Below are 11107 nucleotides of genomic sequence, written 5' to 3'. Positions count from 1 at the left end.
TCAGGCGGGCGGGGCGTAGCGGGTGTCGATGATCGCCTGGAGGGCGGGCTTGTAGTCCTCGCGGGCCACCGCCTTGGCCGCTTCGCGCACCAGCCGGCCGCTGGCGCGCTGTTCCTCGGGAGTGGCGCCGGTCCACACCCCCTGGGGATGCTGGCGGTAGACGCTCATCGGCTGGCCGAGATAGCCGATGCGCCCGCGCCTTTCGAGATGGAAGGCCAGCGCGATCTCGCTCAGCCGGTGGCGGAACAGCCCATCGGGCAGCGTCTTCATCATGTCGGTGCGAAACAGGCAGCAGGAGAAATTGGCGATCAGGTTGAGGCTGGGCTCGGCGAGGAAATCCGTGCCGTCCAGCTTGCTCTTGCGCAGCTTGTCCTGGCGCGGCAGCGTCGCCCGCCCCGGCGTGCCGGGGGTCTCGATCTCGATCTTCGAGAACACCATGGAGCAGTCCGCATTCTCGCGCAGGAACGCCATCTGGCGGGCGAGCTTAGCGGGATCGGTCCAGTAGTCGTCGCCCTCCAGCACCGCCAGATATTCGCCGCCTGCCGCCGCGAAGGCGCGCCTGAAATTGCCTGATATGCCGCGATTGATGCCATCGCCGATCATCCGCATGGTCGTGGGATGGCGGGCGCAGTAGTCGCGGGCGATCTCAGTGGTGCCGTCGGTCGAGCCGTCATCGACGACAGCGATGTCGTGGTAGAAATCGCCCGTCTGCGCCAGCGCGCTCTCGATCGCCTGGGCGATGAAGTCCTTCTGATTGTAGCAGATGATGGCCGTCGTCACGGTGGCGCGCGCCCCGTAGCGGCGCAGGATGCGCGCCATCGGCAGCGAGAGCGGTTCCTTGTCGGAGATGCGGTTCAGCTCGGCGCCGTCGCGGTCGCGATAGTCCAAAAGCACGTCGCTGATGTAGACCGGGGCGTAGCGCTGCATATATTTCAAGATCACATCCCAGTCGACCAGCCGGCGCAGGCCGAGGTCGAAGCCGCCCAGTTCGCGGAAGCAGGTGATGTGGTGGACGAAGACGCCGAGGTCGATGTAGTTGCCCTGCCGCAAGAGCTCCAGATCGAACGGGCCGCCGACGATGACTGCCTCGCTCGTGCGGCGGAAGCGGGCATAGAAGCTCATCGCCCCATCCCGCCCGACGATGCGCCGGGCGAAGGTGGCGAGGAAGTGCGGGCGGATGGTGTTGTCGGAATCGATATAGGCGATCCACGGATGGCGGGCGAGCATCAGACCGGCATTGCGCGCCGCCGACACGCCGAGCGTGCGGGAAAAGCGGAGATAGACCAGCCGGCCCTGCGCCAGCTCGGCGCCATAACGGGCGTTGAGCCGCTCTTCTGTCCCGTCGGTCGAGCCGTCATCGACGACGACCAACTCGAAATTCCGATGGGTCTGGGCGAGGACGGAATCGATCGCCGCCTCGATGATCTGGGCGCGATCATGGGTGGCGAGGATGACCGAGAACGCCACCTCCGCCATCCTCGCATCGGCCTCGTCGACAGCTTGGAAGGCACGTCCCTCCGCCTCGCCCCACAGCGCATAATGCAGCAGCGGGTTGAGGCCGGATTCCGCGACGTCGGGATGGGTGGCGAGATAGTGGGTGCCGTCGAAATAGGGTGAGGGATCGGCGCCCTGCGTCCAGCCAATGGTGAGGTAGTGGTCGAGCAGGCGGGCCGGCGGACCCGAGAGATGGGGATGCCGCGCCCGATACCAGCCGGCATCGAACAGTTCGGTCTGCACAACACGCCGGTGATGCTTCTCGTTCAGCCGCCCCATCGTCCACCCGCACGTGCCGACGGGGACGGCGGTCGGCAGTGCGCCGCCTTCCTCCCTACCCCCGCCGCTCCAATGCTATACGGGCCGCGATCCCGAGCAAGAGCAACCCGGTGAGCTTCTCCGCCAGACGGGCAAAGCTCGGGCGACGGCCCAGCCAGCGGCCGATCCCGCCGGCGAAGGCGCCTACCAACGCGTTGATCACCGTGCCGCCGATGTTGAGGATGAGGCCCAGCACCATGAACTGGGCGAACGCGCTGCCGCGCGAGGGGTCGACGAATTGCGGCAGGAAGGCCAGCACGAACACCGCCACTTTCGGGTTGAGCAGGCTGACCAGCACCGCCGCCCGCCAGGCCTTGCTCACCGAGGCCCGTACCGGCGCGGTCGGCGCGGCCAGCACGCCGCCGGAGCCGCGCAGCGCCTGCACCGCGAGATAGACGAGATAGGCGACGCCGGCCCAGCGCAGCACCTCGAACGCCGCAGGATAAGCCGCCAGCAGCGCCGCCAGCCCGACCGCCGCCGCGCAGCTGTGCAGGAACACGCCAGTGGCGATGCCGAGGCTCGCGGCGATGCCGGCGCGCGGGCCCGAGCGCATGCCCTGGCCGAGGCAGAACAGCATGTCATTGCCGGGGGTGAGATTCAGCGCCAGCGCGGCCGGCACGAAGACGAGCAGGGTTTGCGCGGAGATCAGCACGGCTCACGCCTCTTCCGGGTGCGGATCGACGGCGACAATCTCCACCGACCCCGCCGGCAGGGCCACCTCGTCGCCGATCCATTTGCCCAGCAGGGCGCGGGCCACGGGCGAGACCCAGCCGATGCGGCCCTGCGCCGGGTCTGCCTCGTCCTCGCCGACGATGCGGAAGCGGCGCTGCCCGCCTTTCGCATCCTCCAGCGTCACCGCCATGCCGAAGGTGATGGCCTCGCCCTCCGCCGGCGGGTCGACCGGCTCGGCGCTGGACCGGCGGGCCGACCAGTAGCGCAGTTCCCGCGACGCTGCCGCCACCGCGTCCCGGTCGCCCCGGGCGCCGGCTGCGGAAAGGGCCTCGCGCTGGCGCGCCAGTTCGGCGTCGATCTGCGCCAGTCCCCGGCGGGTAACGAGGTTGCGATTGGTGCTCACCGGGCGTTCTGGCAGCGTGTCGGCACCGCTGTCTTCCTTGACGAATGCACGGCTCATCGCCCGGCCTGCCTTCCCCTGGGAGGGCCACCGGGGCCGGAACATGCCGAAATGCCCTTGACAGCGGCCAAATCCGTTGACTTTCCGAGCGTTATGCCTATGGTGCAACGCGTCGTCATACCATATCCGACTGATGCGCTCCGCGCGACGACGATGCAACCATCCCCGGTTACGGCTCGGGGAGCCGGTGTGCGGTGCGCAGCCGCAGAATTGATCCAGATGCCTTTTAACGAACTGGGCCTGAGCGACAAGGTGCTCTCGGCCGTTGCCGATACGGGCTACACCGAGCCGACGCCGATTCAGGCGCAGGCCATCCCGCACATTCTCGCGCGACGCGACGTGCTGGGGCTCGCCCAGACGGGCACCGGCAAGACCGCTGCCTTCACCCTGCCGATGCTGACGCTGCTGGAGCAGGGCCGCGCCCGCGCCCGCATGCCGCGCACGCTGATCCTTGAACCCACGCGCGAACTCGCCGCGCAGGTCGAGGAGAACTTCACGCGCTACGGCAAGAACCACAAGCTCAACGTCGCCCTGCTGATCGGCGGCGTCTCCTTCGGCGACCAGGATGCCAAGCTGCTGCGCGGCGTCGACATCCTCATCGCCACGCCGGGCCGGCTGCTCGACCATGTCGAGCGTGGCCGCCTGCTGCTCTCCGGCATCGAGATCCTCGTCATCGATGAGGCCGACCGCATGCTGGACATGGGCTTCATCCCGGACATCGAGCGGGTCTGCAAGCTGGTGCCGTTCACCCGGCAGACGCTGTTCTTCTCGGCCACCATGCCGCCGGAGATCCAGCGCCTCGTCTCGCAGTTCCTGTCGAACCCGGTGCAGATCGAAGCCTCGCGCCCCTCTTCCACCGCCTCGACGATCACCCAGCTGCTCGTCGCCTCCGGCAAGGAAGACTTCACCAAGCGCGACACGCTGCGCCACCTGATCAACACCGCCGACAACCTGCAGAACGGCATCATCTTCTGCAACCGCAAGAGCGAAGTGGCCGTGGTGCACAAGTCGCTTCTGCGGCACGGCTACAAGGCCGTCTGCCTGCATGGCGACATGGACCAGCGCTCGCGCATGCAGGCGCTCGACCAGTTCCGCACCGGCGAGGCCACCCTGCTGGTGGCGTCTGACGTTGCCGCGCGCGGCCTCGACATTCCCGCCGTGAGCCACGTCTTCAACTATGACACGCCGCACCACGCGGAAGACTATGTCCACCGCATCGGCCGCACCGGCCGCGCGGGCCGCGCCGGCGCCGCCTTCACCATCGTCACCGCAGGCGAGGTCAAGTCGCTGGCAGCGATCGAGAAGCTGATCGGCCGCCCGATCGACTGGAAGGACGGCGCCGGGCTGGACAGCGTGCCGGCTTCCGAGCCGCGTGCCCGCCCGACCCGCGAGAAGGCCGCTGGCGAGAAGACATCGCGCGAGAAGCCCGCCCGCGAGAAGGGTCGCGGCGGTCGCAGCGCCGGTCGCGAGCGCGAGGATGGCGGCGAGAGCCGCGGTGCCCGCCCCGCCCGTCGCCGCGATGCCGAGGCGGCTCCCGTGCCGGTCGAGGCAATCGAGGCCCCGCTCGCCGCTGTCGCCGACGAGGCGGTGAAGCCGACCGCCAAGCCGGCCCGCCGTCGTGGTCGGGGCAAGGACGGCGAGTCCGCGCCTGTAGCGGCCGCTCCCGTGGCTGCGGCGCCCGCCCCCGCCCCGCGCGAATCGCGGGAACCGAGGGAACCGCGCGAGCGCACCCGCGAAAAGCAGGCCCCGGCTCCCGCCCGGGCCCCGGTGACGCCCCTCACTCATCGCCGTTCCGAGCGGGCGCCGATGGACGAGCCGGCGGATACCTCGCACCTGCCGGCCTTCCTGCTGCGGCCGGTGAAGATCAAGGCCGGCTGAACGGCTCGCCGGCCTTCGGCCGCGGCAGGGCCGACCCGGCCTCCGCCAGTTCGACGGTCGCCTGGCTCTCCGCCTGCCGGCTCTCCGTCACCTGACTCTCCTTGGCCGATGGGCGCGCCTTGCGTGGCGCGGCAGCGGCCGGGGCGCGCATAATGTCCCTGAGGCGACGGATCAGGTCGCCACGCACCCCGCCGGCATCGCCGGCGGCGGCCCAGCCGGAAAAGCCGATCTCCACCCGGTCGAGCGCCATTTTTGCGATGGACGCGGAAGGACCGGGCTGCTGCGAGACGCGGGAATCGGCGCGCAGGAAGGCGAGCCCCTTCTCCATCACTCCCTCGATATCGGCATCCGGCCTCAGTTCCAGCGCGAAGCTGAAGCTGCGCGCGCCATAGACCGAGCGGTTGACGATCGGCGAGCCCCACACCCGGCCATTGGGCATCAGCACCTGCACATTATCGCCCGCCGCCAGCTCGGTGGTGAACAGGGTGATCGCCTTCACGGTGCCGCTCTGGCCGCCGACCTCGACGGAATCGCCGACCTTGAACGGGCGGAACAGCAGCAGCATCACTCCGGCGGCGACATTGGACAGCGTGCCCTGCAGGGCAAGGCCGACCGCCAGCGAGGTGGCGCCCAGCACGGCGATCAGGCTGGTGGTCTGGATACCGAAGCGCTGCAGCACGGCCAAGCCGACGAACACCAGCACCGTGTAGCGCGCCACGCTGGAGAGGAAGCCGACAATGGTCGGGTCCACCCGCCGCGTCGCAGCGAAGGCGCGCACGACCAGCCGCTCGGCGACGCTCGCCAGCCACCAGCCGATGAGCAGCAGCGCCAGCGCATAGATCACGTTGAGCCCGTAAAGGACGAGAAGATCGCCCAGCCCATCGAGGTCGCCGAAAGTGTCGAGGTTCATGCGGTCCGCTCCTTGCGCATCGGGACCCCGGCACCGCCGGGTACCACAGGCAACACCGACGCAGCGGACGGGTTCCCCGGCGATGCGCGTTTCAGCGCAGGCGCGGGCGGCGCGGCGATCCTGCCGCCGCGGCACGGGCGATGACGAGCGCGCGGTGGGCAAGCGCCGCCGCCACCTCGCCATCGTCGAGCGCCGCCTCGGGCAGCGACCAGTAAGACAGGCTCACCCGTCGGCCGTCCTTGCGGTCATAGCTGAAGGCTTCCGCACCGGCAGCGGCGAGGTCGGCGGCGAAGCCGGGGTCGGTCTTTAGGAAGATGCGCCCGTCGACGGCGAGGCCGAACATCACGCCATCGGCGTAGAGCCCCAGCCCACCAAACAGCCGCCGACAGCGCACGGGGCCGAAGGCGGCGAAGATGTCGGCGATGCCGGCCTCGTCCATCGCCCGAAGGTCAGGCGCTGGCGTCGGCCGGTTCGGGCTGCACCGGGGTGATGGCAACCGATTCGCCGCAGCCGCAGGCCGAGGTCTGGTTCGGGTTGTTGAACACGAACTGGGCGGAGAGCTTGTCGGCCTTGAAGTCCATCTGGGTGCCGAGCAGGTACAGGATCGCCTTGGGGTCGATCAGCACCTTGACGCCCTTGTCCTCGACAACTTCATCGAACTTGCCCGCCTGTTCGGCGAATTCCATCGTGTATTCCATGCCGGCACAGCCGCCATTCTTGATGCCGATGCGCAGGCCGGCCACCGGCTTCTCCGAACGGGCGATCACCGCGCGCACGCGCTCGGCGGCGGCGTCGGTGAGGGTCATTACCTGCGGGCGGGGACGGGTCTGGGGCTGGGTCATCGTGTTCTGTCTCCTAATCGACGCCGGTTCAAGGCCGGCGGATCGGTATCGTCTAAGATGGGGGATGGGCGGCGCGCAGGCAAGGGCGAAGGCGGAGGGGCATCGCCGGCTCAAGCCACGTCATCTTGACGTGCGAGCGAAGCGAGCCTCAAGCGAGGACGCGCACAACGCAAACGCACCCGCCTCAATAATTCGGCCACAGCCCCGGCGTCGCCAGTTCCACCAGATTCGCATCGGGATCACGGAAATAGAGGCTGACGCCGCCTCCCTTCCAGTTCACCCGTCCCTCCAGCGCCACGCATTGAACGGCGAGATGCTGCTCCCAATGGGCCAGCGCGCCCGCCGGGATCGCCAACGCATAGTGCAGCGGGCCGTGGCCGTCATGCGGGGGAATGGTGCCCTCCGCCATCACGACAGGCTCCAGCGTCTGGCCGCGCAGGAACAGCAGCAGCACGCTGCCGGGTCCGGCATTGTAGGCGCAGAAGCGCTCATCCGCGATCATCGGCCGGAGGCCCAGCACGCGCTCGTAGAAGTCGCGCGCGCGGGGCAGGTCGTCGACATAGAGGCCGGTTTCCACCACGCCGGAGAGCGGCGGTGCGGCAGGGGTTTCGCTCACGACGTCGCGCTCACCAGAGATTGAGCGCCAGCCGCGCTTCCTCGGACATCCGGCCCTGGTCCCAGGGCGGATCGAAGGTGAGGTTGACGCTGGCGCCGGAGACGCCGCCCACGCTGGCCACCGCGCCTTCCACCATGCCGGGCAGTTCGGCAGCGGCGGGGCAGTTCGGCGTGGTCAGCGTCATCTCGACCGCGACCTGGCGGTCATCGGCGATGTCGACCTTATAGATGAGCCCGAGCTCATAGATGTCGACCGGGATTTCCGGGTCATAGACGGTCTTGAGCGCCGCGACGATATCGTCGGTCAGGCGCACAAGCTCCTCCTCCGGAATGCCGGACTGGACCGCCGGCGCGTTCGGACTGTCGGACGTGTGGGTTTCGCTCATGCGAAAAGATCCTGAGCCTTGATGAGGGCGTCGGCGAGAGCGTCGACTTCCTCATGCGTGTTGTAGAGGGCGAACGACGCCCGGCACGTCGCCGTTACACCATATCGCCCCAGAAGCGGCATCGCGCAATGGGTGCCGGCACGCACCGCCACGCCAGCGCGGTCGATCACGGTGGCGATGTCGTGCGCATGGGCGCCCTTCACGTCGAAGGCGAAGATGGCGCCCTTGCCCGGCGCGTCGCCATAAACCTGCACCGAATTGATCTGCGCCAGCCGCTGGCGGGCATAGGCGCCGAGCGAGGCCTCATGCGCGGCAATGCGCTCCCGCCCGAGGCTCTCCATATAGGCCAGCGCCGCGCCGAGCCCAATCGCCTGCACAATCGGCGGCGTGCCGGCCTCAAAACGGTGCGGCGGCTCGCCATAGGTGACGCCCTGCTCGGTGACGGTGCGGATCATCTCGCCACCGCCCTCGTAAGGCGGCATCTTCTCCAGCAGCGCCCGCTTGCCATAGAGCAGGCCGATGCCGGTCGGCCCATACAACTTGTGGCCGGTGACAGCGTAGAAATCGACGTCGAGATCCACCACGTCCACCGGCATGTGCACGGCGGACTGCGACCCGTCGACCACCACCAGCGCGCCGACCTCGTGGGCGAGGCGGGCGATCTCCTTGATCGGCGTCACTGTGCCCAGCACGTTCGACATATGGGTGATGGCGACGATCTTGGTGCGCTCGGTCAGCAGGGCCTTGAACGCGTCGAGGTCGAAGGCGCCGTCTTCCGTCACCGGTGCCCATTTGATCACCGCGCCCTTGCGCTCGCGCAGATAGTTCCACGGCACGATGTTGGAATGGTGCTCCATGATCGAGAGCACGATCTCGTCGCCCTCGCCGATCGACTGGCCGAGCGAGGAGGCGACCAGGTTGAGCGCGCCGGTGGCCGAGCGGGTGAAGATCACCTCATCCAGCGTCGGCGCGCCGAGAAAGGCGCGGCAGCGCTCGCGCGCCTCCTCATAGGCCTCGGTCATCGCATTGGCGAGGAAGTGCAGGCCGCGATGGACGTTGGAATATTCGTTCTCATAGGCGAAGCGCATCCGGTCCAGCACCTGCACCGGCTTCTGCGCCGAGGCGGCGTTGTCGAGATAGACCAGAGGCTTGCCGTAGACCTGTTTGGACAGGATCGGAAAATCCTGCCGCACGCGCTGGACATCATAGGTGCCGTTGGCAACGGCGGGGTGGAGGGTGATGGTCATCGATCGACCTTTCTGGCGCCACACGGGCGAACATCCTTCGAGGCCGGCCTTTGGCCGGCACCTCAGGATGACGTGGTTCTAAAGGGCAACGTCTGCCTGAGGTGCGAGCGAAGCGAGCCTCGAAGGATGCCCGCCTCGTCGTCCCGCCTTACGCCCGCGCCGCGAGCCAGGCTTCCGCGCGCTCCACCAGCGCCTCGCGCAGGCCGTCATGCTCGACGGTTTCCACCGCCTCGCCGACGAAGGCCTGCACCAGGAGGCTCTGCGCCTCCTTCTTCGGAATGCCGCGGGCGCGCAGATAGAACAGCAGATCGTCGTCAATGGCGCCGCAGGTGGCGCCATGGCCGCACTGCACGTCGTCGGCGAAGATTTCCAGCTCCGGCTTGTTGTCCATCTCCGCCTCGTCGCCGAGCACCAGCGCGCGGCTCATCATCCGCCCGTCGGTCTTCTGCGCCGCCTGGCGGACGACGATCTTGCCCTGGAACACGCCGCGCGCGCTGTCGTCCAGCACGGTCTTGAACAGTTCGCGGCTCTCGCAGCCCGGCACCTGATGGTCGAGGAACAGCGTCGAATCCGCGTGCTGCCGGCCCTTCAGCAGGGTGGCGCCGTTGAAGCCGACATGGCTGTCCTCGCCCGAAAGGGTGGCGTAGAGCGTGGTGCGCGCCACCGCCGCGCCGAGGCCGAAGGTGAAGGCGTGCACCTTCGAGTCCCGCCCGACATCGAACAGCAGGGTCGAGAGGTGGAACGCCGAGGCGCCCTCCTCCTGCAGCCGCACCACATCGAGATGGGCGCCGTCGCCGACGACGAATTCGGTGGCGGAATTGGCCTGATAGGCCAGCCCGTCCGCCCCCTCGAAGCTCTCGGCATAGGTGAAGGAGGCGCCGGCCCCCACCACCACCAGCGAGCGGTCATACATCGCCGCCGCCGTGCCACCGGCGAACACATGCGCCACATGCACCGGCCGCGCGATCGCCGCGCCAGGGGTGACCGTGATCACCACGCCGTCCCGGGCCAGCGCGGTGTTCAGCGCCAGCGAGGCGTCGTAGCGGCTCGGCACGATGCCGCCGATCCGGCTCAGAACCTCGTCGCCCGCCGCCATCGCCGCCGCGAAGGTGGTGAGGCTCAGCCCCTCCTCCAGATCGGCGAGGTCGGAAAGCTCCGGCACGACAGCGCCATTGGCGATGACGATGCGGCGCGCCTCGACGCCGCGCAGCAGGCACGCGCGGGCGTCCGCTTCGGCGACGGCGGCCGCGCCGGCCACCGGCACCGCCTCGCGCATGAGGCTGCGCAGATCGGTGTATTTCCATTCCTCGACCCGCCGGTGCGGCAGGCCGTTCTCCTCGAAGGAGCGGGCGGCGGCGCGGCGCAGATCGGCCAGCCGGTCGCCGCCTTCCGGCACGGTGGCGAGCGAGGCGAGGATCGCCTGCTCGGCCTGCGTGCGGATCGGACGGATATCAGCGTTCATCTCAGCCACCTCACGCCGCGTCCTGCTGGTACTCGGCATAGCCATTGGCTTCGAGTTCCAGCGCCAGCTCCTTGCCGCCGGAGCGGACGATGCGGCCCTTGTTCATCACATGTACGAAATCGGGCACGATGTGGTTCAGCAGGCGCTGGTAATGGGTGATGACGATCATCGCCCGGTCGGGCGAGCGCAGGGCGTTGACGCCCTCGGAGACCACCTTCAGCGCGTCGATGTCGAGGCCGGAATCGGTCTCGTCGAGCACGCAGAGCTTCGGCTCCAGAATGGCCATCTGCAGGATTTCCGCGCGCTTCTTCTCGCCGCCGGAAAAGCCGACATTGACGCCGCGCCGCAGCATGTCCTGGTTGATGCCGAGATGCGCCGCCTTGTCCTTCACCAAGCGCAGGAAGTCCGGGGTGGAGACCTCCGCCTCGCCGCGCTTCTTGCGCTGCGCGTTCAGCGAGGCGCGCAGGAAGGTCATGGTGGCAACACCAGGCACTTCCACCGGGTACTGGAAGGCGAGGAACACGCCCTTGGCGGCGCGCTCGTCGATTTCCATCTCCAGAAGGTCTTCGCCGTCGAGGGTGACGGTGCCGTCGGTGACTTCGTAATCCTCCTTGCCGGCGAGGATGTAGGAGAGCGTCGACTTGCCGGAACCGTTCGGCCCCATGATCGCGTGCACCTCGCCCGGATTCACCTTGAGCGAGAGGCCCTTGAGGATTTCCTTGCCGTGTTCGCCGTCGATCTTGGCGTGGAGGTTGTCGATGTCGAGCAGAGCCATGTCAGTGTTCCGTATCTGATGCGCGTCGACCGGCCGGAGCGGGGCGCC

General features: G+C 68.4%; 12 protein-coding genes. 1 reads left to right on the top strand and 11 read right to left on the bottom strand.

Translation table 11 applies throughout. The features are described 5' to 3' along the window. Genes BLO63_RS17125 through BLO63_RS17115 form a run of 3 tightly spaced genes read right to left on the bottom strand, consistent with a single transcriptional unit; the run spans nucleotide 1 to nucleotide 2944 of the window. Nucleotides 1-1773, bottom strand: a complete 1773-nt coding sequence (locus BLO63_RS17125) for a glycosyltransferase family 2 protein (protein ID WP_091443038.1) — start codon at nucleotides 1771-1773, stop codon at nucleotides 1-3. A 55-nt stretch (nucleotides 1774-1828) separates the two neighbouring features. Further along, a complete protein-coding gene (locus tag BLO63_RS17120; protein WP_091443036.1) occupies nucleotides 1829-2464 on the bottom strand; it encodes a LysE family translocator in 636 nt (211 codons plus the stop codon). 3 nt (nucleotides 2465-2467) lie between these two features. After that, nucleotides 2468-2944 carry a GreA/GreB family elongation factor gene (locus BLO63_RS17115; RefSeq protein WP_091443033.1) on the bottom strand — a complete coding sequence of 159 codons (477 nt, stop codon included), beginning with the start codon at nucleotides 2942-2944 and terminating at the stop codon, nucleotides 2468-2470. Nucleotides 2945-3163: 219 nt separating this feature from the next. On the opposite strand from BLO63_RS17115, the gene BLO63_RS17110 reads away from it, so the two are divergent. Then, on the top strand, nucleotides 3164-4822 hold the full coding sequence (locus BLO63_RS17110; RefSeq protein ID WP_091443168.1) for a DEAD/DEAH box helicase: 1659 nt from the start codon (nucleotides 3164-3166) through the stop codon (nucleotides 4820-4822). Here the strand turns inward: BLO63_RS17110 and BLO63_RS17105 are convergent. The 8 genes from BLO63_RS17105 to sufC form a co-directional block, all read right to left on the bottom strand. After that, complete coding sequence (locus BLO63_RS17105) at nucleotides 4809-5732, bottom strand: mechanosensitive ion channel family protein (RefSeq protein WP_091443031.1); 924 nt, start codon at nucleotides 5730-5732, stop codon at nucleotides 4809-4811. The two genes, BLO63_RS17110 and BLO63_RS17105, sit on opposite strands and share 14 nt — an antisense overlap. Before the next feature lie 91 nt (nucleotides 5733-5823). After that, nucleotides 5824-6171 carry a TfoX/Sxy family protein gene (locus tag BLO63_RS17100; RefSeq protein WP_091443029.1) on the bottom strand — a complete coding sequence of 116 codons (348 nt, stop codon included), beginning with the start codon at nucleotides 6169-6171 and terminating at the stop codon, nucleotides 5824-5826. A gap of 10 nt (nucleotides 6172-6181) precedes the next feature. Beyond that, nucleotides 6182-6538 carry a HesB/IscA family protein gene (locus tag BLO63_RS17095; protein WP_091443167.1) on the bottom strand — a complete coding sequence of 119 codons (357 nt, stop codon included), beginning with the start codon at nucleotides 6536-6538 and terminating at the stop codon, nucleotides 6182-6184. Nucleotides 6539-6758: 220 nt separating this feature from the next. Beyond that, nucleotides 6759-7190 carry a VOC family protein gene (locus BLO63_RS17090; RefSeq protein WP_162841832.1) on the bottom strand — a complete coding sequence of 144 codons (432 nt, stop codon included), beginning with the start codon at nucleotides 7188-7190 and terminating at the stop codon, nucleotides 6759-6761. Nucleotides 7191-7200: 10 nt separating this feature from the next. Continuing rightward, nucleotides 7201-7575: an SUF system Fe-S cluster assembly protein gene (locus tag BLO63_RS17085; protein ID WP_091443025.1), complete on the bottom strand. Its 375-nt coding sequence runs from the start codon at nucleotides 7573-7575 to the stop codon at nucleotides 7201-7203. Next, nucleotides 7572-8822 carry a cysteine desulfurase gene (locus tag BLO63_RS17080; RefSeq protein ID WP_091443023.1) on the bottom strand — a complete coding sequence of 417 codons (1251 nt, stop codon included), beginning with the start codon at nucleotides 8820-8822 and terminating at the stop codon, nucleotides 7572-7574. Before BLO63_RS17080 ends, BLO63_RS17085 begins: the two co-directional genes overlap by 4 nt. A gap of 148 nt (nucleotides 8823-8970) precedes the next feature. Continuing rightward, complete coding sequence (gene sufD / locus BLO63_RS17075; protein WP_091443020.1) at nucleotides 8971-10284, bottom strand: Fe-S cluster assembly protein SufD; 1314 nt, start codon at nucleotides 10282-10284, stop codon at nucleotides 8971-8973. Between the two features lie 10 nt (nucleotides 10285-10294). Beyond that, entirely contained in the window at nucleotides 10295-11059 is a 765-nt protein-coding gene (gene sufC, locus BLO63_RS17070; RefSeq protein ID WP_091443019.1) for a Fe-S cluster assembly ATPase SufC, read from the bottom strand. Nucleotides 11060-11107: the final 48 nt, after the last annotated feature.

Origin of the sequence: Ancylobacter rudongensis (assembly GCF_900100155.1) — a bacterium.
Taxonomy (GTDB): Bacteria; Pseudomonadota; Alphaproteobacteria; order Rhizobiales; family Xanthobacteraceae; genus Ancylobacter; species Ancylobacter rudongensis.
This window is presented reverse-complemented; position numbering and strand designations above follow the sequence as displayed.

Coding starts and splice junctions, on each gene's coding strand:
- BLO63_RS17105 (WP_091443031.1), bottom strand. CDS start 5,732: ATGAACCTCGACACTTTCGGCGACCTCGATGGGCTGGGCGATCTTCTC.
- BLO63_RS17115 (WP_091443033.1), bottom strand. CDS start 2,944: ATGAGCCGTGCATTCGTCAAGGAAGACAGCGGTGCCGACACGCTGCCA.
- sufC (WP_091443019.1), bottom strand. CDS start 11,059: ATGGCTCTGCTCGACATCGACAACCTCCACGCCAAGATCGACGGCGAA.
- BLO63_RS17100 (WP_091443029.1), bottom strand. CDS start 6,171: ATGGACGAGGCCGGCATCGCCGACATCTTCGCCGCCTTCGGCCCCGTG.
- BLO63_RS17110 (WP_091443168.1), top strand. CDS start 3,164: ATGCCTTTTAACGAACTGGGCCTGAGCGACAAGGTGCTCTCGGCCGTT.
- BLO63_RS17125 (WP_091443038.1), bottom strand. CDS start 1,773: ATGGGGCGGCTGAACGAGAAGCATCACCGGCGTGTTGTGCAGACCGAA.
- BLO63_RS17085 (WP_091443025.1), bottom strand. CDS start 7,575: ATGAGCGAAACCCACACGTCCGACAGTCCGAACGCGCCGGCGGTCCAG.
- BLO63_RS17080 (WP_091443023.1), bottom strand. CDS start 8,822: ATGACCATCACCCTCCACCCCGCCGTTGCCAACGGCACCTATGATGTC.
- BLO63_RS17095 (WP_091443167.1), bottom strand. CDS start 6,538: ATGACCCTCACCGACGCCGCCGCCGAGCGCGTGCGCGCGGTGATCGCC.
- sufD (WP_091443020.1), bottom strand. CDS start 10,284: ATGAACGCTGATATCCGTCCGATCCGCACGCAGGCCGAGCAGGCGATC.